We start from the raw sequence: 21,280 nt of genomic DNA, 5'->3' as shown, positions 1-21,280 counted from the left end.
GCTGCTTGATTGATGGTTAGGCGACGTCCTTGATTTGGTCAAGCGTTACGGTATTGCGATGATCTAGCAAAGCTTGCTTGAGAATGGGGAGTTGCTTGTAGGCCTTTAGGCGGCGGAAGCCTTTCGCGGCTTCCAGCATACCAGCCCCTGTCCAGCGCAGCGCCATTTTTGCATCGCGCCAGCGTTTGACGTTTCGACAGACCTGTCGGATCACGCTGTTCATAGATTCAATGATGTTGGTGCTGGCCAATGAGCGTCTCAATTCCACAGGTAGCCCCAACCTAACAACAGTTAGAATTTCGTCTAGGCCCTCAAGGATCGACTTTGAAACGTCCGGAGCCTCAAGCTCTAGTCGCTGGGCAAGATTCCGCATCAACCGCTCGGCTTTGTCGGCATCATCAAGCTCCCATGCTTGCTTCAGCGCGCGGCGTACGGAGGCGTGCAGCTTTGGAGGAAGCCTGTCAGTTATGTTGCGGGCCTTGTGTATCTGGCATCTTTGGATGGGAATATCGGCACCAAATGTGCGCCGAATTGCCTTGGTCAGTGCCTTAGCCCCATCTACGATGAACAAATAGCAGCCCGCTGGATCGAGCCCACGCTCTATCAGATTGTCCAAAAGCGCCTGAACCGTCGCGGCGTTCTCGGTCGCCCCTTCAATGACGCCCAGAGGGTGCTTTTCGCCTGAAACCTCCACACCCACGGCCGCAAGCACCAACAAATGATCGTCCAAATGCAGCCCGTCGATCTGGATCGCTACAAGGTCAAGCTCCGATAGATCAGATGACATCCACTCATCCAGGCGCGCTTGGGTGAGTGCTTTGAAGCGACGCGAAACTGCTGACCTGGACAGCCCGCTCCCTGCCTTATTAGGCACCTTCGCTTCGGGCAGCCGTACAGCTCGGTCATACTTACGGGTGGAAACATTCATCAACATTAGGCTCATTGCCCATTGTTCAAGGAAGCCACCCGAGGAGGCCTCTTCCCAGCTCGGCAGGACAATCTCTTTACCGGTCACTTTATCGCGCACACGGGGGCGCTCCAGCTCAATCTTCCCACCATGGAACCCAACCTGACCTTTCGCGGTGCCCCATCTGTGGCCAGGCTTGTCAGTGCAATGCTCGTATCGGCCACCCGCCAGCGTATCTGCGTCCTCACCAAACATCTGAACCAGACTGGCGACGCCCGCCGTCAGGCAGAACTGCTCGAAGCTCTCGCCAACTTTGTCCCAGGCTGTTTCCACGAGTTGATGAACATTCGACGCGCTGGCAAGTCCAGCGCTTGCTGTGATAGTCTTCTTCATGGTGTTGCTTCCTTTTGCGATTAAACACCCAGAGCCTACGGCTCAGGGGAAGCAACGCCACCCTAAATTAAAATTTCAACATTCTTCGGGACATTCCCTCGTCGGATAAGGAGACTGTTTTGTATTGCTTGCTCATAAACTCAAAATACAGACTGAACCGCCTTTGGCCATGCGACGAAGTGAATCGCAGGCCCAAAATCGTCAGGTCAATTCAGGCGCAGGAGTATACCAAAAGATCCTGCGCCAGAACGGCTTCAAAGTATCGATGATTGGCAAAGGCAATTGCTATGATAATGCGGCAGTTGAGACGTTCTTCAAAACCATCAAGGCCGAGCTGATCTGGCGTCATACTTGAGAGACACGCCGGTCGGCTGAAATAGCAGTCTTTGAATATATCAACGGCTTCTACAATGCACGCCGAAGGCACTCAACGTTGGGCTGGAAAGGTCCTGTCGCCTTCGAACGGAAGGTGGCTTAAACGAACACTTGGGGCGGCACGAAAGCCCGACAGGTCCACAAAGGTCTTCCTCTACGCCATCATCCTCGCCGCAACCGTTATATTTTGGGTCTGCGTCCTGAGCCTAGGGTCAGGACCCATTAATTGATTGAGTTTGTCGCGTTGTGGTGATTCATAGTCTTCAATTGTAGGGGGATATTATGAGCAATTTGTATTGGCTAACTGAGGCGCAGATGGAGCGTCTCCGGCCGTACTTTCCAAAGAGCCGAGGTCGTGCTCGTGTGGATGACCGTCGTGTTTTGAGTGGCATTATCTTCATCAATCGCAATGGCTTAAGGTGGTGTGATGCACCTTCCGAGTATGGACCGCCGAAGACGCTATATAATCGATGGAAGCGCTGGAGTGATATGGGCATATTTGCCCAAATCTTGATGGGGCTGGCCGAGCAGGCCCCCGACAACAAAACCATCTCAATCGACGCCACCTACCTCAAAGCACATCGTACGGCCGCCAGCCTGCGGTTAAAAAAGGGGGGCGAGGACGCCTGATCGGGTTGACCAAGGGCGGTATGAATACAAAGCTCCATGCTGTCACAGACACCAGCGGACGACCAATCCGCCTCTTCATCACAGCAGGACAAGTCAGTGATTACACTGGTGCAGCCGCCTTGATGAATAATCTGCCTGAGGATGACTGGCTCCTCGCTGACAGAGGGTACGATGCTGATTGGTTCCGTGAAACCCTTGTAGACAAGGGCACAACGCCCTGCATCCCCGGTCGCAAGTCGCGCAAAAAGACCGTCAAGTACGACAAGCCCCGTTACAAACGACGCAACCGTATCGAGAGAATGTTCGGAAGGCTCAAAGATTGGCGCCGCGTCGCAACTCGCTACGACAGATCACCAACAGTCTTCCTCTCCGCAATCGCTCTCGCCGCAACCGTCATATTTTGGTTATGAGTCCTGAGCCTAACGGACGGTGGCGCATCTGCAAATGAAAAGTGTTGTAAAGCGGCCATCCAATCCTACATGCCGTCCTCCCACACAAGCGTGTCGCGTGTGATCGCTTTCAGGCCGATCAATCGCTCGATCTCTGTGGCCTCAACGGGTCCGATGCGGGCACCGTTTTCGACGTAATACCAAAGTGCGACCGACATATATACCCCGTGGTGGTTTGATGCCTCATGGGTGGACTGCCAAGATTAGGCAGCTTGTTCATGACGTCAAGCAGATCCGCCGCGAAAGCCTGTGGCCACAACAAATTTCTCGGAACTGTCGGACCGCGACGCAGGTGGTTTGACGTATTGAACCTTCTTGAAGTTAACCTTCAACAAGCGCTGCAAATCAGCCTCGGCGCCACCTGCCAGAACCTTGGCGACAAACACGCCGCCCTCCTCAAGCACGTCAAACGCGAAATACGCAGCTGCCTCGCACAGCGCCATGATGCGGTTGTGATCGGTCTGTTTGTGGCCTGACGCGGACGCGGCCATGTCTGACAACACGATGTCCGCCTTCCCGCCCAGCCATTCCTTGACCTTTTGGTCAGCGTCATCTTCCATGAAATCAAGGACATGCAGCTCTGACCCTGCAATCGGTTCCATCTCTTGCAGATCAATGCCGAGGATCGTGCCGATGGGTTTGCCTTTGCGTTCACCCAACGCGTTGACCTTAGGCACCGCGATCTGAATCCAGCCACCAGGTGCCGCACCAAGATCAACAACACGTTTTCCTGGCGTAAAGAAATCAAATTTCTCGTTCAATTCTAATATCTTATAGGCCGCACGGCCACGATACCCGTCGGCCTTGGCGCGGACCACGTAAGGGTCGTTCAACTGACGCTGTAACCACAAGGTGGATGACATCCGTCGACCGCGCGCGGTTTTCACCTTAACCGTCAGATCGCGGTTGCCGCGCCCGCTGGTGTTCTTGCCAATGCGTGATGTGGGTTTTTTGACCATGATCCCGATTAGCCTCCTACCCGTGTCTAGTAAAGGGCCAGCGGTTCTTGCGACAAACCAACGCCCTTTTCTTAACGATAAAGCAGCGACGTTCCGTTGTGGAAGATCTGGACCTTTTCAGGGGCCGCAACCATACGAACTGTCGTTCCGCGCAAATCAGCGTGAATGCCCGGCAGCTTGCCAATCACCGCATCATTGTCGCCAACTTTGTCGAAATATAGCAATGTGACCTCGCCCAAGGCTTCGGTAATGTTCACCTTGCCCTCGAACGCGAATTCATCGCCGGTCGTGGAAATCATGTCTTCGGGTCGAATGCCGATGTTAACTTTCAGGCCCTTATCAGCAGTCTGCATCGGCACGGCTGACGCAACAATACCACCACCGTGCAATTTCACTTGTATAGGTTCAGGTGTTTTGAGACTCGCACGACTTTGGCCTGAGTGATTCGAATTTACTCCATTGGTGTCTTGCCTTTCAAGGCATGATGAGGCCTGAATGTGTTGTATTTATCGACGGCTTTTCGAAGTTCAAACCGCATCGCTCCTATGCTGTCGGCAATGAGATCACGACATGCATAGAACTCTTCGCGGAAGGTGCGGTTACCGCGCTCGACACCACCGTTGTATTTTGGCCTTGCTGGCGGCAGCACAATGAGCGGGATCTCCATCTGTTCGCACGCTGTCTCAAAATCGGCCATAAACTCAGACCCGCCATCGACTTGAATTGAGATGATCTTATAGGGAGCTATTTCCACGAGTTCTTGCAAAAACCGTTTGGCAGAGCGTGCCGTGGCATTCGAATAAACTTGCGCGTGGATATGCTTGCTACACCTCTCCCAGGCTTGAAAGTGTTTGCACGTGACGCCGTTCTTCGTGGCAGTCATATGATCGATCTGCACACGCTCGCCAACCACAATATCTTTGTAATCCCTATATTTCCATCCCTTGGCATGCCCCTTGGAAAAATTACGCTTGCGCTTTTGGGGCGCAGATCTTGATCGTGTGATCAGGCCTTTTTTCCTTAGAAAGCTCAAAATGCGCCCCACGGTGCTATCGCTCATGGTTTGCTTTTTGTCGCGACGCAAGATGGCCCCTATTTTCTCCTTACCGTAGGTTTCATTGTCGCGGCGGGCCTCAAGCACCAATTGCTTTTCTGCCTCGCCCCACTGTGACTTGTTGCAGCGTTTGGGAGCCTTTGAAGGCGGTATGATTGCCTGCGCCAAAACCTTCAAAATACGCTTGTGACGGTAATATGTCGCGCGCGAGATGCCGACGAATTCAGCGCACTTTGATAGAGAAACGCCCTCTGTACGTAAGTCGTCCCATTGCCGAACCTGACATTCGTATTTGATACGGTACACGTCCAAACATTCTTGTGTCCGCGCCCAAGCATAAAGTTTATAAACGTTCTTGTGCAGTCCGATGATTTGCATATTGGCCTCGTGAGCTGGTTTCTTTCAATTCTCAGTCTCCGAGGTCGCCTAAATCTTGGCAACAAAATTTTGTCTCACATCTATCTGAACTTATTCACACTTTGGTTTGCGGGCCGGTTTCTACGATTTCACCGGACAGCAGATTCATTGCGGGGGATCCAATGAATTGCGCCACGAACTCGTTCTCTGGGCGTTCATACAGATCAAGCGGCGTGCCGACCTGTGCGATGCCTTTGTTAGCCAGAACCACAATGCGTGTGGCCAATGTCATCGCTTCGACCTGATCGTGGGTCACATAGATCATGGTCGATTCCGGCATGGATTCCTTGAGCTGTGCAATCTCGATCCGCGTCGCAACACGCAACGCTGCATCAAGGTTCGATAGAGGTTCGTCAAACAAATAGACCTTGGGATTGCGCACAATAGAACGGCCTATTGCCACCCGCTGGCGTTGCCCACCCGACAGCGCTTTGGGCAGGCGATCAAGATAATCCTCAAGCTGCAAAATCTTGGCTACGTTCGCAATGGATGCGTCGATTTCAGCCTTGGGTTTCTTGGCCAGCTTCATCGCAAAGCTCATGTTGTCGCGCACGGTCATGTGCGGATAAAGCGCGTAGGATTGGAACACCATCGCGATGCCACGCTGTGCAGGTGGTACGTCATTGACGACCTGCCCATCGATCTGCAATTCACCGCCAGTGATCTTTTCAAGGCCTGCAATCATCCGCAGCAACGTGGATTTACCACAGCCAGACGGCCCGACAAACACGATCAATTCGCCCGTTTTGATGTCGAGGTTGATATCCTTAAGAAAATCAATCGTGCCGCCATATGTCTTGGCAACATTTGTCAGTTTGAGATCAGTCATCTGTGTCCCCTCCGTTGATTAAGTGCGCGCGGCAGTTGCGATATACGCCTGCCACGGACCAAGTGTGAGTGTGTCGCCGTGCGGTGTGTCCACACCGCCCAAATGGAACGCAATCGCGGTGAATGTGCCCTTAGGCATCGCCAGATCCGCCGGTGTATCGCCCAGATTGAACGCACAGAATATTTCGTCAGCGTTCAGGGTTCGCGTGAAATGAACGATGTTTCCGGTCGCTTTGACGCCGTCATGATCCCCCGTTGCCAATGCAGGATTTGCATGGCGCAGCGCAATCGCCCGTCGGTAATGATGGATCAGCGCGTCGGGGTCTTCTTCCTGAACTGCAACGCTCATCTGGGTATGTTCATGGCTGACGGGCAGCCACGGCTTTGCTCCGGTGCTGAACCCCCCATTGGCGTTGGACGCTTCCCACACCATCGGTGTGCGGCACCCGTCGCGGCCCTTGAATTCTGGCTAAAACTCGATCCCGTAGGGGTCTTGCAAGTCGGCGAATGCGACATCGGCTTCGCGCAAGCCCAGCTCTTCGCCCTGATAAACACAGGCCGACCCACGCAGACACATCATCAAGGTCGTCATCAGGCGCAGACCCGTATCAGGCACGTCCCAGAGGGTCGCGTGGCGTTTAACGTCGTGGTTTGAAAACGCCCAGCAAGCCCAACCATCGGCGGCATGTTCATCCACACGGGCCATGACTGTTTCGATGTCTGCCGCTGTGGGGCGCGCATTGGCGAGGAATTCGGACGCATAGCACATCTGCATCAGATCATCACCGGCGGTGTACTGGCCCATGATCTCAATGCCGCGCTGCGCGTCCCCGACTTCGCCCACAGCGGCGGCGTTATATGGCTCCATCACTGCCCGCAACTTGCGCAAAAAGTCGTGGTTTTAAGGCTGGTTCTTCGAATAGAAGTGCAACTGGTGATTATACGGGTTCACGGACGGCGCGATGGTGGAATTGCGCTGATCGCGCGGCAACGGCGGGTTTGACCGCAACTGTTTGTCGTGAAAATAAAAATTGATCGTATCGAGGCGGAACCCGTCCACCCAGCGATCAAGCCAGAACCCGGCCACATCAAGCAATGCCTTTTGCACGTCTGGTTCGTGAAAATTCAGGTCCGGTTGCGAAGACAGGAAGTTGTGCAGGAAATACTGCTCGCGCTCGCCACTCCATTGCCAGCCAGACCCACCAAAGATCGACAGCCAGTTGTTTGGCGGCGTGCCGTCCTCATTGGGATCAGCCCAGACATACCAGTTGGATTTATCGTTCTCGCGGTTCACACGACTCTGCTGGAACCAAGGATGCTGATCGGACGTATGCGACAGCACCAAATCAATCATGATCTTGAGCCCGTGGTGGTGCACAGCAGCAATCACCGCGTCAAAATCGCCCAGAGTGCCAAACATAGGATCAACGTCGCAATAATTGCTAACGTCGTAGCCGAAATCTTTCATTGGCGACGTGAAGAATGGCGAAATCCAGATAGCATCGACGCCGAGTGACGCGATATACGGAATGCGCTGAACAATGCCCGCAAGATCACCAATGCCGTCGCCATCGCTGTCTTGATAACTGCGCGGGTAGATCTGATAGATCACCGCACCGCGCCACCAATCTTTGTCTTTTTCCAAGCGTGCATCGCTCATGATTAGGTCCATTTTACTCATAGAAGGGCTCTCCCTTGGGGTTATTTGACGGAGCCGGCCAACAGACCGCGCACCAGATATTTTTGCATCATGAAGAACACCAGCAATGGCACCGCAATCGACACGAACGCCGAGGTCGCGAGGATTTCCCAATCGCCACCCCGCGTGCCGAGCAATTCAACAATTTGCTTGGTCATGACGGTTGTATTGCCGGAACTGTCGATCAGGAACACCAAGGCCACCAGCAGATCATTCCAAGTCCACAAGAACTGGAAAATCGCGAATGACGCGAGTGCTGGAAAGCTGAGTGGTAGAATGATCTTGGTGAAAATCTGGAATTCGGTCGCACCATCAACACTGGCATTTTCAATGATATCTCGCGGCAGGCCAACCATGTAATGGCGCAGCAAATAAATCGCGAGCGGCAGGCCAAACCCTGTGTGCGCCAACCATGCGCCAAAGTAGCCCTTACCGGCAATCTTCTCGCCTTCCGACATGCCAAACCAGTTGCCGAACCAATTCACGCTGGTCAGCTTGCTGTCCTCGTCAACTGTTCCCATCACAGAGGTCAAAAGTTCCATCGCGCCGACGTGGAAAGTCAGCAGCGGAATGAGCGCCAGTTGCAGCGGCACGACCAACAGGCCAACAACCGTCGCGACCAGCAAAGCGCGGCCAGGGAATTTCATCCACGCCAATGCATAGGCCGCAAATGCCGCAATCAGGATCAGGATGATCGTCGCGGGGATGACCACCGTCAGCGTGTTAAAGAACGCCTTTGCCATGCCTTCTGAGTTCTTTTCGTCCAGCAACACTTGGTCGTAATTCGATAAGGTGAAATCGGGTGGGATCGTCGCAGTGAAGAAAAACCGCTGGGCGCGACCGCTGATCTGGTCGTCGTCGCCTTGCCAGATATATGTGCCATCAGCGTTCAGCGTGAATGTTTCGCCATCCCCCAAATCAGCCACGTCACCTGCGGAATATGCATCCAGTGCGCACGATGATGTCCCCCAACTGTCAATCGCAACTGCCTCCAACCCTTCGTCAAACGCCGACCCTTCGACCACGAAAATCCCTGCGGATGTTTCGATCCGGTTGTCCTCGGGATCAAGGGCGCGAAGTTGCAGGGTTTGTTCGGCGGGGAACATGAATACCACCACCCCGATGCGGTGATTTGTTCGCTTGTGCGAAACGAGCTAACGAACAGTCCCAGCGTCGGGAACAGCCACAACAATAAATCGCTGCCTGATGCTCTGTGACCTCCAGACGCGGCACCGGTATGTCATAAACCTGACGCCTCTCCACCGCCTTGATCATCCCAGCCGTCAAGCCATGCTGACAGGTGCCACAGGCCTCAGCCTCATGTCGCTCCACAAAGTCAGGCGTTGCTGTCTGACGTAGGGTGTCGCCTCGGTGGCCAACTTGGCCACCACTTTTCTTACCCAACTTACCACGCAGGCTACGCGGTACCGGCTTCTTCAACCCATCACTCGAAGGCGGCTTGCTACTATTACTGCTGTTCTTGGCCAACTGACGCCGCAGATCCGCATTCTCTTGCGCCATGCTCGCCAACGCGGCTTCCAACTCGGCGATCCTGCGCAGAGCCGTGGCGAGGAGTTGTTCAAGAGCAGTAACTTGGTCCATTCCACCAATGATTCAGAGAAATCGTCACAGCGCCACGAAATTCAGACCACAACAGAAAATTCATGCGCCTAATGGCCAAGGAGACTCACATCAAAACTGACAAAAACCCGTTATCGGCTGGGGTGCTTGGGAGTTACAAGTGAATTTCTCATGTTAGTCCTCCCTAACAGCGCATTTTGCACGCCGCACTATTCTAAAAATTTCCACGCGCAAAGTTACCAAAGCGCTTTGGGTAACTTGAGATCGCTAGGATTTTGGGACGGAGTCAACTGCCCTCAGGTTTACGTTGAAATGCTGCGGTTGCATAATAGAACTTATGAATAAGTTCAGATAGATGTGAGACAAAATTTTGTTGCCAAGATTTAGGCGACCTCGGAGACTGAGAATTGAAAGAAACCAGCTCACGAGGCCAATATGCAAATCATCGGACTGCACAAGAACGTTTATAAACTTTATGCTTGGGCGCGGACACAAGAATGTTTGGACGTGTACCGTATCAAATACGAATGTCAGGTTCGGCAATGGGACGACTTACGTACAGCTTGGATTCAAACATCAAGTGCAACGGTTGATTTGAAGGCCGCGATTTCGTCGGCCATGGCTTCAGCGGGTGTTCTCCAACCGAGAGTTTTTCTCGGACGGTTGTTCATCAGGTTTGCAACGTCGTTCAGCCATGTTTGGCTTGCACCGTTCAGGTCAGTTCCTTTGGGCATGTACTGACGCAGCAGTCCGTTGGTGTTCTCGTTGCTGCCACGCTGCCAAGGCGCATGCGGATCGCAGAACCAGATATCGATCTTCAACCGTCTGGCGAGTTCGGGGTGGCAGGCCATTTCGGAGCCGCGGTCGTAGGTCATGCTCTTGCGCAAAGCAGCGGGTAGTCGTCTCATCTGGCGGGTGAAGCTGTCGAGCGCGGCCTCGGCCCCATTGCCGTCCATTTTGCAAAGAATGACAAAGCGTGTCTTGCGCTCGACCAAGGTCCCCACTGACGAGCGATTGAATGCGCCCTTGATGAGGTCGCCCTCCCAATGGCCTGGTACCAGTCGCGCTTCGATCTCTTCAGGGCGATTGATAATGCGCAATGATTCCGGGACCATAGCACTGCCCGCCGCTGTCCTGCGCTTGAGCCCACGCTTAGGCTTCGCTTGACGCAACGCCTCGATCATCGCCGCCTTCAGCCCACCACGTGGCTGCGCGTAAATCGCGGCATAGATGGTCTCATGGCTCACATGGGCGGATGGATCATCAGGCTTCATGAGACGCAGTCTCTGCGCAATCTGCTCAGGCGACCAGTGCAGATGTACGAGCTTGCCATGAACAAAACGATAAAGATCGCTCCCCTCCACAAGCTTGCGCTCGCGGCGGCAGCGCGCACGCCGGGCATCATAGGCCTGCCGCGCCGCTTGCGGGCAATAGCTGCCGTCTTCCTGCCGACCTCGCGCCAGCTCACGGCAGATCGTGCTCGCCGGGCGATGCAAAAGCTGGCCGATCAACCGCTGACTGCTGCCCCTATTATGCTCGGCTAATATCACGCCACGGTCCTCGCTGCTGAGGTGCTTGCTTCGTATGTCCATCACAACATCCTATGCCCAAAGGGCTCTGAGTGTTGCATTTGAAACTTGAGCCTAAGCAGAGGGCGTTTCTCTATCAAAGTGCGCTGAATTCGTCGGCATCTCGCGCGCGACATATTACCGTCACAAGCGTATTTTGAAGGTTTTGGCGCAGGCAATCATACCGCCTTCAAAGGCTCCCAAACGCTGCAACAAGTCACAGTGGGGCGAGGCAGAAAAGCAATTGGTGCTTGAGGCCCGCCGCGACAATGAAACCTACGGTAAGGAGAAAATAGGGGCCATCTTGCGTCGCGACAAAAAGCAAACCATGAGCGATAGCACCGTGGGGCGCATTTTGAGCTTTCTAAGGAAAAAAGGCCTGATCACACGATCAAGATCTGCGCCCCAAAAGCGCAAGCGTAATTTTTCCAAGGGGCATGCCAAGGGATGGAAATATAGGGATTACAAAGATATTGTGGTTGGCGAGCGTGTGCAGATCGATCATATGACTGCCACGAAGAACGGCGTCACGTGCAAACACTTTCAAGCCTGGGAGAGGTGTAGCAAGCATATCCACGCGCAAGTTTATTCGAATGCCACGGCACGCTCTGCCAAACGGTTTTTGCAAGAACTCGTGGAAATAGCTCCCTATAAGATCATCTCAATTCAAGTCGATGGCGGGTCTGAGTTTATGGCCGATTTTGAGACAGCGTGCGAACAGATGGAGATCCCGCTCATTGTGCTGCCGCCAGCAAGGCCAAAATACAACGGTGGTGTCGAGCGCGGTAACCGCACCTTCCGCGAAGAGTTCTATGCATGTCGTGATCTCATTGCCGACAGCATAGGAGCGATGCGGTTTGAACTTCGAAAAGCCGTCAATAAATACAACACATTCAGGCCTCATCATGCCTTGAAAGGCAAGACACCAATGGAGTACATTCGAATCACTCAGGCCAAAGTCGTGTGAGTCTCAAAACACCTGAACCTATACACCCGCAAAAAGATTCTCGCCGTCGCTGCAGAACATAACTACAGCCCAAATGCCCGCGCCAAAGGCCTCGCGACGGGGCGCGCCAACGCGATTGGCCATGTGATTCCCATCGGCAATCAACATGAAATGGTCAATCCGATCTTTGGTGACTTCATTGCCGGTGCTGGCGAGGTTTACGCGCGTAACAATTATGAAATGGTGCTGTCGATCGTCGATGATGCCAACGAAGAAAAGGTCTACCGCGCCTTCAAAACCCGCGGTACCGTCGATGGCGTTATCCTGCATGGCCCAAAGATGAACGACAGCCGCATCGCATTGTTGGATAAAATTGGCTTGCCGTTTGTAGTCCATGGTCGTGCGTCTGGCATAGACGTCAACTACAGCTGGCTTGACGTAAACAACCGCAGCGCATTTCGTCGAGCCACTTATTTCCTGCTTGATCTAGGCCATGTGCGCATCGCGCTCATCAACGGATTGGAAACGATGGATTTCGCCCACCGCCGCCGCAGTGGATATGAAGACGCGTTGAGCGCGCGCGGTGTCAAACTCGAAACTGCCCTGTTGCGCAGTAACGATATGACGGAAGAATTCGGATATGCATCGACGGTGGAAATATTGGACCAATCGCGCCCGCCTACAGCGTTCCTCGTCTCCTCGATAATCTCCGCCTTGGGCGTGCGCCGCGCCCTTGAAGAACGCGGACTACAGATGGGCCGCGACATTTCGGTTATTACCTACGATGACGGCCTTTCCTATCTGGCGAACGGCGCGGTCGTTCCAACTTTCACGGCCACGCGGTCTTCTGTGCGCGTCGCCGGACGCGCGTTATCAGAAATGCTGCTTGCACAAATTAACGACCCCGACGCCCCGCCTCAGCATCACTTGCTTGAGGTCAAATTGACCGTGGGCCGCTCAACCGGCCCTGCCCCCGCAACAGCCGCCCCCGCTTGACCAGAAAGACCACCATGGATTTTAAACGCTCAGAGTTTCCCAAAGGTTTTATCTTTGGAGCTGCCACGTCCGCCTACCAAATCGAAGGCCACGCTGCGGGTGGTGCGGGGTCAACCCATTGGGACACCTTTGCGGCTACGCCCGGAAATGTAGTGCGCAACGAACACGGGCAATTGGCCTGCGATCATTACAATCGATACGAAGAAGACCTCGATCTAATGGCAGCGGCAGGGTTTGACGCCTACCGTTTTTCGACATCTTGGGCGCGGGTGATGCCTGACGGCGTAACTCCGAACGCCGAAGGTCTGGATTTCTACGACAGGCTGACCGACGCTATGCTGGAACGTGGATTGGCACCATACGCGACGCTGTACCATTGGGAACTGCCCAGTGCTTTAGCCGATAAAGGCGGGTGGCGCAGTGCGGATATGCCAAAATGGTTTAGCGATTACACCGCCTGTATCATGGGGAGCATCGGTGATCGCATGACGGCCGTTGCCCCGATCAATGAACCATGGTGTGTCGGTTGGTTGTCGCATTTCCTTGGCGCCCACGCACCGGGCCTGCGCAACATCCGCGCCACAGCCCGCGCCATGCACCACATCCTTGTGGCACACGGGACTGCAATCATCATAATGCGCGATCTTGGCATGTCCAACTTGGGCGGCGTGTTCAATTTTGAATGGGCCAACCCCGCGGATGACAGCGCACAATCGCGCGCTGCCACCGACCTTTTTGATGGGTATTACAACCGCTTCTTCATGGACGGTGTGTTCAAAGGGACTTACCCCGCAAACGTCATGGAGGGCTTAGGGCCGCACATGCCAGACAGTTGGCAGGATGATTTTGCAACGATCAAAGCACCGTTGGATTGGGTCGGTCTGAACTATTACACCCGATCAAACATCGCAGCGACGGATGGACCATGGCCGTCGCTTAAAACCGTCGAAGGCCCCCTGCCAAAGACCCAAATGGACTGGGAGATCTATCCCGACGGTTTGTACAATTTTCTTACACGGACCGCGCGCGAATACACTGGTGACCTGCCGCTGCTTGTAACTGAAAACGGCATGTCCAACGCCGATGTGATCAGAAACGGCGTTGTAGATGATCCTGAACGTATCGCATACGTGAACGCGCATATTGCTGCTGTTCTGCGCGCCATTGACGATGGTGTGCCCGTAAATGGATATTTTTTATGGTCGCTGTTGGATAATTATGAATGGGCATTGGGGTACGAAAAACGCTTCGGGCTCATTCATATGGACTTTGACACCTTGAAACGCACCCCGAAAGCCTCTTATCACGCTCTTAAATTCGCTTTGGAGCGCTGATTATGACCCATCCCGCTAACACTCTGTCGCTTGTGGCTGATATCGGTGGCACCAACACCCGCTGCGCTTTGGCCAATGGTCGAGATATTCTGCCCGACACGATCCGGCGGTATTCAAACGCAAAATATTCCGGCTTGGAAGCGGTCCTTCGGACCTATTTGGCAGATGAAGGCGGCGTCGATCCGGCCGCAGCCTGTGTTGCGGTGGCAGGCCCCGTGCGCGACGGCAAGGCGACGATGACAAATCTTGACTGGACGATTGACCGCGAGACCTTGATGCGCGCCACAAAGGCTGAAACCGTAGCGATTCTGAATGATCTGCAGGCTCAAGGTCACGCGATTGGCGATCTGGATGCGGCCTCCTTGAATCCGATCATAAAAGGGCCCGACGTTGCACCAAGTTCGAATGCTGTGCGTCTGGTGGTGGGTGTCGGAACTGGCTTTAATGCGGCGCCTGTGTTTGAAACTGCTGCGGGTCGTTTTGTACCACCCTCAGAGTCCGGCCACGCCAACCTGCCAATCCGTACCGAACAAGAACTTCGATTGTGTCAATTTGTCTCAACAGCCCACGGATTTCCCGCCGTCGAAGACGTCCTTTCAGGACGCGGATTGGAACGCGTATATTCTTTCCTTGGTCAGGAAAGTGGCACCGTGGGGCAAGCAACCGCGCAAGAGATCATGGCCGCCTGCGAGCATGGCGATGATGCACGCGCAACAGATGCCGCCGCTATGTTTGCGCGCATTCTCGGAACAGTTTGCGGCAACTTGTCATTAATTCAACTGCCCTTTGGCGGCGTCTATCTCGTTGGCGGCGTGGCGCGCGCTCTTGCACCCTACCTGACACAGTTCGGGTTCGCCGACGCCTTTCGCGACAAGGGCCGCTTTGCGGGTTTCATGTCCAATTTTGCCGTCTCCGTGGTCGAGGATGACTACGCCGCATTGCTTGGCTCTGCATCACACATTGAAAGCTTGCGCTCGACCTAGTGGAGCTGGTTGTGCACTGTTTTGGTCAACTCGTTCAGTGAAAAAGGTTTGGGCAGGAACACCGAATTAGGGATGCTCTTTTGCTCTTCTCCAAAGGCTTCCTCAGCGTAGCCCGACACAAAAACCACTTTGGTATCTGGCCGAGCGGCAAGTGCTTCGCGCACCCAGGTGGGGCCGTCCTTGCCAGGCATAATGACGTCATTTAAGAACAAATCGACGACAAGTTCAAGGTCGGCCAACAAAGTAAGTGCTGCCTCGGCGCAATCAGCCTCCAATACCGTGAAGCCGCGTAATTGGAGTGCAAGGGACGCAAACGCGCGAACAGGTGCTTCGTCTTCAACTAGCAGCACAACACCATCGCCAGATTTCGGAACAACGAGTTCAATCACTTCTGGCGTAGGGACAAACTCAACCGGCGCATCATGGCTCGGAATTAAGATACTGAACGTTGTGCCGACCCCAGTCGTTGAAACGACAAAAATATATCCACCAGTCTGCTTAATGATGCCGTACGCCGTCGACAGACCCAATCCCGTGCCCTCACCAGTTTTCTTCGTGGTCCAAAATGGTTCAAATCTTTTTACCCGTTTGTCCTCGGGAATGCCTGTACCGGTGTCATGCACCCGAAGTTCCACATAGCGACCAGGCGGAACTGTCACGCGGTCGCGGCTTAATCCCTCAACAAGCACAGTATTTCCAGTTTCGATCCGGATATTGCCACCCTCTGGCATCGCATCGCGCGCATTTACGACAAGGTTCATCAAGACTTGTTCCAGCTGTCTCTTATCTGCTCTGATCGGGCTCACCCTCGGATCGTGATCCAGTGTCAGCGTGACCCTTTCTCCAACCAATCTGTTTAACAAATGCGTGCTGTCAGACAGCGTGTTGCGCAGATCAATAACCTCCGGTTGCAAGTTTTGTTTGCGCGAATAGGCCAACAATTGCCCGACCAGCGCGGCGGCACGATTGGCATTTTGGTGAATTTGCACCAAATCCGCGTAGTCCCCATCGCCTTGGTCATGGCGCAACAAAAGCAGATCGCAATGCCCTGAAATTGCAGTCAGTAGGTTGTTGAAGTCATGCGCGACGCCACCCGCAAGCTGTCCAATTGCCTGCATTTTTTGGCTTTGGACAAACTGCATTTCAAGGTTCTTAAATTCTGTAACGTCGTTGAGAACTGCAATCACATGCGGCGTTTCCGCGTCACCAGCCGGGTTCAGAGAGACCTGAAGGTGTATTTCTTTACTGTCATGAATAACCTCAAGAAATTGTGGTTTAGAAGTGCCTTTGCCCTCGGCGGTTTCGGCCAGCCAGTCGACCAACGGACGACCCAAGCCCTTCATTAGGTCACTAATCCGGCTGCCTTTTGGAATGCGATTGTCCAACAACACCCGCGCTTCGTGGTTTGCCGATATGATTTCGCCCGATATCGCAACTTTTAACAATGGCACCGGAAGTTCTTCAATGGCGTCCCACTCCGCCCCGCTCACAGCTTCTTCAGATAGGCTATCGCCCGGCAAAAGGTAAATCTCCCGACGACGGCCGTGGCTTGGGACTTCGGCTACCAGACTGTCGACTTCGCCTGCCTCGCACAGCACCTTGTGGATTTGGCCCGACACGATTGGTAGATCGGAAAACACGCCACCAAGATTTTTGGCACGCCCGCCGAACAATCGACGAAACGCCTCATTCATGTAAAGGATCGTGCCTGTTGGCCCTGCCGTCAGCATCGGCAAACTAAGTGCATCGGCTGCACGCGCACCGCCACCGCGGTCGGACAAATCCTCAAGGCGCCATAGAAACACAGCGTCATCAATGGCGTTCACTGACAGGCGCACATGGCCTTTACGTGTCACAATATCTTCGCGCGCACTGCCCAACGCTTGCGCCTTGCTTTGCAACAGAAAAAGCACCGCGCCCGGGTTGGCAAAAAGTTCTAAAAACGCACGACCAAGAGTTTCGACCGCCCGTTCGCGGAACCGGTCCGTGGCTGCTTCATTGCGAAATGAAACCCGACCCTCCAAATCAGCGAGGAAGCAGGGCGATGCATCATTACTGATCAAGGAAATCAGGGCTTGCGTCGCATAAGACGTCTTGCGGGTTTGCAAAAATTTGTAGGCGATAACAAGAAGTGCAAACAAAACCACTGCTGATCCGAAGACCAGTAGGCCAAGTCGTACAAATGGATGTGCTACGAAAAACGCAGTGACAATCGCAACGACACCCGGAATCACAATCAGAAAAACGGGAACAGACGGTTTTTCTTTTCGCAGCGCCGAGAGGGATGGCCGCGGGTCAATTCCATGATGTGAATGGTCAATATGATTTGTCACGCCCGTCTCTTTTCAGGTTCGATTCGATAGCGACACTGAATCATCAAAACCTTAACCACGGCTTAAAGTGCGGCGCCCATTGCTCCGAACAACCTACTCCTCTAGATGTCAAATGCAATCAAGGGCTGTCAGGTAGTTCGGCGCAACTGCACAAAGAAAAAGCCATCACCGTCAGCACGCGGACGACGCAGGCTTTTCGAGATCACTTCAAAATCACCATTTTTTTCAGTAAACTCATCAATTCGATCACCGTTTTCGACGTCAAAGACGGAACATGTTGCGTAGGCAAGCGTCCCGCCAACCCCAACCAAAGGTGCAGCTTGCACCAAAACATCGGCCTGGATTTGGTTCAATTCCAACAACCGTTCCGGTGTCAGATCCCACTTTGCCGCAGGGGTCCGCCGCCATGTGCCGCTGCCCGAACACGGCGCATCCACTAGAACCACGTCAAACGGGGCGAGCGTTGCCAGCGCGTCCGTCAAGACGGTTTCAATCACGACGCCCGCCCGATCTGCGCGCGGCGCAAGATCAACCATTCGGCGCGGATCAATATCATGCGCGACCACATCGGCGCCGAGCGCCGCCATCGCAAGAGCCTTTCCGCCGCCACCAGCACATAAATCCAGCACGCGTTGTCCAGCGGTCAATCCAAGGGAGATCATCGCGTGTTGCGAAGAGGCGTCTTGCAGTTCAATCAAGCCTGTAAGATATGCGTCTGTTTGCGCCACACGCCGTTCGTTATCAGTGACTTGCAGTGCATTTTTAATGTCACGGACAAGCACCACCGTGACGCCGTCGTGTGCCAAGACGTCGATCGTTTCCATCGTATCTGTACGCGCGGCATTCACGCGTAAAAAGACCCCAGCGCGGGTTTTCAGTGTCTCCATGACACCGTCAGAATCCGCGCCCAAAGCACCGTCGAAATGCGGCAGCAACCATTCGGGTATGTCGTTTTGCGTTGCGCGATCTGCGTCTTCAATGGCACGGGCATCTTCACCGTCTTCAACCAAGCGCGGCGCATGGGCGATGCCACTAAACATTTCATCCACCTGCCCCGCGGCGCGCATCGCGCCGAGCATGACACCGCGTCCGGATTGCGCACCACCAAGCCACGCATACGACGCACGGCACCGCAACGCCTGAAACACGTGATCGCGAATGGCCGCGCGGTCCTTGGATCCTGCAAAGCGATGACGCCGCCCCCACCCGGTTAGCGATTTTTCGGGTGTGGCCCCTTCAAAGATCAGGTCGAGAACTTCAATCGCAGCGGCAACGCGCGCAGCAGGTGTCATTAAATGGCCCGATAGTTGGGCGACTCGCGCGTGATCTGGACATCACGCACGTTATTATCGTTTAGCAGATGCATTGAAATTTCCTTAGAAAAAATGAGATTCTATTACTCTGCTGCATCAGTCTGCATCAGTCGATCAACGTCTGATCGTAGATCTACACCAGTAAATGGCTGAATTGAAGGCCACCATTCGCACTCCAAAGCTTCGGCAACTTCCATGACTGGACCCAGCTTTCGGCGCTTGTAGAGGTCCGTTGTTGGGCTTCCCGCTTCGAACAACTGGCGTCGTGTCCTCGATGAAATCTCGAAGTGACCCATGACCGCGCTGATGGCGGCATCGCTCACGCGATAAGGGCGGATTCCAGACCTTCGCTGCACCCGCAAACTAAATTAGCCAACTTGAAGAAAGCGGACACTCGGGGCTGCGACTCAGTTTTTCGATGTGCAAACGCAGCTAACCGCGGCTCTGAGCCCAATCTGTTCGCTCGTCAGAGTGCAGCCAATGTCTTGTTAAGCAATGAGGTTCGTTCAATCGCTATTGGTTATAGACAGGTTTGTTGGTGCTTCATGCGCGCCGATGCAAAGACGGTGATCGCCGAGCACTTGGATAACGCGGCAATCCCCTGCTTGCCCCTTATCGTCCGCGTTTGCCATCCGCGCCAGTTCTTTGCGAAGCTGCGCAAGAATGGTCATGCGTCGGTCCACTGCCGCGAGCTGCTTTCGAGCGATCTCATGGGCGGGCGCACAATCTTCGGCAGGCTCTTCAGCCAGAGCCATTAAATCCGCGATGTCATCGAACCCGAACCCCAATTTCCGCGCATGGCGCAGGAAAGCGAGCCGTTCGAGCGCGGCGTCATCATATCGCCGCTGCCCACCTTCTGTGCGCGCAGGTGACGGGATAAGACCCCGGCTTTCGTAGTAGCGGATCGTCGTCACTTTAACGCCTGTCTGGCGCGACATCTGCCCGATTGAATACTCTTTCACATTTGCCCCTTGAAGCTACAGTCGCTGTAGATCGTATCTATATGAAAAGGATGCGAATCGAAAGGAGCTACCGATATGGGACACGGCCATCATCATCACGTCGACCCCGAAGCGGGCGACCGCCGCGTCTTCGCCGCCATTGCCGTCAATATGGGGCTCACAGTCGCGCAGGTCATAGGCGGTATCATGTCCGGATCGCTGGCTTTGATCGCGGACGCGCTGCATAACTTCTCCGACGCGATCTCGCTCATCATCGCTTTCGGCGCGCGCAAAATAGCGCGACAGCCACGAGACGCGGAGATGACCTTCGGCTATGGCCGGGTCGAGGTTTTTGCGGCACTCATTAACTACACGACACTGATCGTGATAGGCCTCTACCTTCTCTACGAAGCCGCAATGCGTTTTGCCAACCCTCAGGATGTCGAGGGTTGGATTATTGTCGTCATCGCGGGCATAGCTCTCGTTGTTGATGTGGTGACGGCTATGCTGACTTACACCATGTCTAAGTCCAGTGTGAACATCCGTGCGGCCTTCCTGCACAATGTGGCTGACGCACTCGGTTCGGTCGCCGTGATCTTCGCAGGCACACTGATCCTGCTTTACGACTGGCGGCTGGTTGACCCCATTGTGACGGTGATGATCGCGGGATACATCCTTTGGCAATCGTTCCATGAGATCGGCCCTGTGATCCGCATTCTGATGCTGGGCTCGCCGCCGGAGATTGAGACGGAAGCTGTCCTCCATACGGTGCGCGGCATCGACGGCGTGACCGGCATCCACCATGCCCATTTCTGGCAGATGGACGAACATCGCGCTGCGCTCGACGCCCATATCGTCATTGCTGAGGGACGCTGGAGTGACGCAGACGCTGTAAAGGACCGGATCAAGGCCGCACTGTCCGACCAATTCGACATCGAGCACACCACTCTGGAGCTGGAATGCGCGCGCCACGCTTGCGATGACCCATCCGAGTTCGGCGGGCGAGGACACGGCGAGGAGCAGCACGGATGAGCGATATGGTTCCTGTCACGCTGATCACCGCCCTTTTCTGCGAAGCTGCGTTGATCACGATGCTGGTCTGGTCGATCTTTGTCCCGGATCGCCGCCTCACGCATCATACCGTGGGTAAAGTTGCACTGGTGAGTTGAATCCGCGAAATATTTTTAGATCGCAAAGACGATTAACGATTTTTCCGTTGAGGGCCCATCCCTAATCCAATTAGGCTGTCTACCACGCCCACTCCAGGTGAGCGATGAATCTTCCGGATGCTTGTACTTGGCGGGCGAAGCAACTTTAGCTTTCTTGCCACCCGTAAGATCCACCAGCTTGTACCCATGCTTTTGCGCAACCGCCTCTAACTCTGCAATCACGCCTGCACGTTTACGATCTTCAAAGCTTGCGACCGCTTTAGCCGCATCTTTTTGCAATTTTTTTAGTTCTTCTACGGACAGTTTTTCCAAGTCAGGATTCGTCATGAGTTCAACTTTCTATCTAAGTATTTGGCTCTCGGCTATCGTTTTGAGTTTTAGCGGCAACACCAAATGGTGAGGAAC

General features: G+C 54.2%; 15 protein-coding genes and 8 pseudogenes. 9 read left to right on the top strand and 14 right to left on the bottom strand.

The features are described from left to right. Window positions 1-16: 16 nt before the first annotated feature. A complete protein-coding gene (locus tag OA238_RS08135) occupies window positions 17-1,300 on the bottom strand; it encodes an IS256-like element ISOan3 family transposase (protein ID WP_015494821.1) in 1,284 nt (427 codons plus the stop codon). A 226-nt stretch (window positions 1,301-1,526) separates the two neighbouring features. Here OA238_RS08135 and OA238_RS31585 point away from each other — a divergent pair. After that, window positions 1,527-1,778 (top strand): annotated as a pseudogene (locus tag OA238_RS31585) (integrase core domain-containing protein); the annotation flags it as partial. Window positions 1,779-1,957: 179 nt separating this feature from the next. Continuing rightward, window positions 1,958-2,715 (top strand): IS5 family transposase gene (locus OA238_RS29935; protein ID WP_085982739.1). Its coding sequence is split into 2 segments (ribosomal slippage): window positions 1,958-2,279 and window positions 2,279-2,715, totalling 759 coding nucleotides; the frame shifts between segments, so codons are not numbered across the junction. 65 nt (window positions 2,716-2,780) lie between these two features. Here the strand turns inward: OA238_RS29935 and OA238_RS29930 are convergent. From OA238_RS29930 to OA238_RS34955, 8 genes and pseudogenes are all read right to left on the bottom strand, one after another. Then, the gene (locus OA238_RS29930) at window positions 2,781-2,912 is read right to left on the bottom strand and encodes a DUF4339 domain-containing protein (protein ID WP_083906678.1); all 132 of its coding nucleotides are present in this window, start codon (window positions 2,910-2,912) and stop codon (window positions 2,781-2,783) included. 66 nt (window positions 2,913-2,978) lie between these two features. After that, complete coding sequence (locus OA238_RS08115; RefSeq protein ID WP_015494817.1) at window positions 2,979-3,713, bottom strand: RlmE family RNA methyltransferase; 735 nt, start codon at window positions 3,711-3,713, stop codon at window positions 2,979-2,981. A 71-nt stretch (window positions 3,714-3,784) separates the two neighbouring features. Further along, window positions 3,785-4,108: pseudogene (locus OA238_RS08110) on the bottom strand (TOBE domain-containing protein); the annotation flags it as partial. 56 nt (window positions 4,109-4,164) lie between these two features. After that, window positions 4,165-5,145 (bottom strand): integrase core domain-containing protein, encoded by a 981-nt coding sequence (locus tag OA238_RS08105; RefSeq protein WP_015494816.1) that lies wholly within the window; start codon window positions 5,143-5,145, stop codon window positions 4,165-4,167. A gap of 97 nt (window positions 5,146-5,242) precedes the next feature. After that, window positions 5,243-6,013 (bottom strand): annotated as a pseudogene (locus OA238_RS08100) (ABC transporter ATP-binding protein); the annotation flags it as partial. Between the two features lie 18 nt (window positions 6,014-6,031). Continuing rightward, window positions 6,032-7,672: pseudogene (locus OA238_RS08095) on the bottom strand (alpha-amylase family glycosyl hydrolase). A 41-nt stretch (window positions 7,673-7,713) separates the two neighbouring features. Continuing rightward, window positions 7,714-8,900: pseudogene (locus OA238_RS33620) on the bottom strand (carbohydrate ABC transporter permease); the annotation flags it as partial. A gap of 182 nt (window positions 8,901-9,082) precedes the next feature. Then, window positions 9,083-9,313, bottom strand: a pseudogene (locus OA238_RS34955) (DUF6444 domain-containing protein); the annotation flags it as partial. 414 nt (window positions 9,314-9,727) lie between these two features. Between OA238_RS34955 and OA238_RS34690 the strand changes: the two are divergent. Then, a pseudogene (locus tag OA238_RS34690) lies at window positions 9,728-9,871 on the top strand (integrase core domain-containing protein); the annotation flags it as partial. On the opposite strand, the gene OA238_RS08085 reads toward OA238_RS34690, so the two are convergent. Continuing rightward, window positions 9,862-10,884 carry an IS30 family transposase gene (locus tag OA238_RS08085; RefSeq protein WP_015494757.1) on the bottom strand — a complete coding sequence of 341 codons (1,023 nt, stop codon included), beginning with the start codon at window positions 10,882-10,884 and terminating at the stop codon, window positions 9,862-9,864. The pseudogene OA238_RS34690 and the gene OA238_RS08085 sit on opposite strands and share 10 nt — an antisense overlap. A 58-nt stretch (window positions 10,885-10,942) precedes the next feature. Here OA238_RS08085 and OA238_RS29920 point away from each other — a divergent pair. From OA238_RS29920 to OA238_RS08070, 4 genes and pseudogenes are all read left to right on the top strand, one after another. Then, window positions 10,943-11,827: pseudogene (locus OA238_RS29920) on the top strand (integrase core domain-containing protein); the annotation flags it as partial. Window positions 11,828-11,977: 150 nt separating this feature from the next. Continuing rightward, on the top strand, window positions 11,978-12,802 hold the full coding sequence (locus tag OA238_RS08080) for a substrate-binding domain-containing protein (RefSeq protein WP_015494813.1): 825 nt from the start codon (window positions 11,978-11,980) through the stop codon (window positions 12,800-12,802). Window positions 12,803-12,816: 14 nt separating this feature from the next. After that, window positions 12,817-14,136: a GH1 family beta-glucosidase gene (locus tag OA238_RS08075; protein ID WP_015494812.1), complete on the top strand. Its 1,320-nt coding sequence runs from the start codon at window positions 12,817-12,819 to the stop codon at window positions 14,134-14,136. Between the two features lie 2 nt (window positions 14,137-14,138). Then, complete coding sequence (locus OA238_RS08070; RefSeq protein WP_015494811.1) at window positions 14,139-15,119, top strand: glucokinase; 981 nt, start codon at window positions 14,139-14,141, stop codon at window positions 15,117-15,119. Here OA238_RS08070 and OA238_RS08065 read toward each other — a convergent pair. The 3 genes from OA238_RS08065 to OA238_RS08055 form a co-directional block, all read right to left on the bottom strand. Next, on the bottom strand, window positions 15,116-17,452 hold the full coding sequence (locus OA238_RS08065; protein ID WP_015494810.1) for an ATP-binding protein: 2,337 nt from the start codon (window positions 17,450-17,452) through the stop codon (window positions 15,116-15,118). The genes OA238_RS08070 and OA238_RS08065 overlap by 4 nt on opposite strands. A gap of 128 nt (window positions 17,453-17,580) precedes the next feature. Continuing rightward, window positions 17,581-18,744 carry an RsmB/NOP family class I SAM-dependent RNA methyltransferase gene (locus OA238_RS08060; RefSeq protein WP_015494809.1) on the bottom strand — a complete coding sequence of 388 codons (1,164 nt, stop codon included), beginning with the start codon at window positions 18,742-18,744 and terminating at the stop codon, window positions 17,581-17,583. 527 nt (window positions 18,745-19,271) lie between these two features. Further along, window positions 19,272-19,727 (bottom strand): MerR family transcriptional regulator, encoded by a 456-nt coding sequence (locus OA238_RS08055; protein WP_015494808.1) that lies wholly within the window; start codon window positions 19,725-19,727, stop codon window positions 19,272-19,274. A 75-nt stretch (window positions 19,728-19,802) separates the two neighbouring features. Here OA238_RS08055 and OA238_RS08050 point away from each other — a divergent pair, with 75 nt between their 5' ends. Both OA238_RS08050 and OA238_RS32640 read left to right on the top strand, forming a co-directional pair. After that, complete coding sequence (locus OA238_RS08050) at window positions 19,803-20,738, top strand: cation diffusion facilitator family transporter (RefSeq protein ID WP_015494807.1); 936 nt, start codon at window positions 19,803-19,805, stop codon at window positions 20,736-20,738. After that, window positions 20,735-20,875 (top strand): hypothetical protein, encoded by a 141-nt coding sequence (locus OA238_RS32640; RefSeq protein WP_187293165.1) that lies wholly within the window; start codon window positions 20,735-20,737, stop codon window positions 20,873-20,875. The genes OA238_RS08050 and OA238_RS32640 overlap by 4 nt, the downstream gene beginning before the upstream one ends. A gap of 15 nt (window positions 20,876-20,890) precedes the next feature. On the opposite strand, the gene OA238_RS08045 is transcribed toward OA238_RS32640, so the two are convergent. Beyond that, window positions 20,891-21,202: an H-NS histone family protein gene (locus tag OA238_RS08045; protein ID WP_015494806.1), complete on the bottom strand. Its 312-nt coding sequence runs from the start codon at window positions 21,200-21,202 to the stop codon at window positions 20,891-20,893. Window positions 21,203-21,280 lie beyond the last annotated feature (78 nt).

This window comes from Octadecabacter arcticus 238 (assembly GCF_000155735.2).
Lineage (GTDB): Bacteria > Pseudomonadota > Alphaproteobacteria > Rhodobacterales > Rhodobacteraceae > Octadecabacter > Octadecabacter arcticus.
The sequence above is the reverse complement of the archived record's forward strand: the minus strand, read 5'-3'. Positions and strand labels throughout refer to the sequence as shown.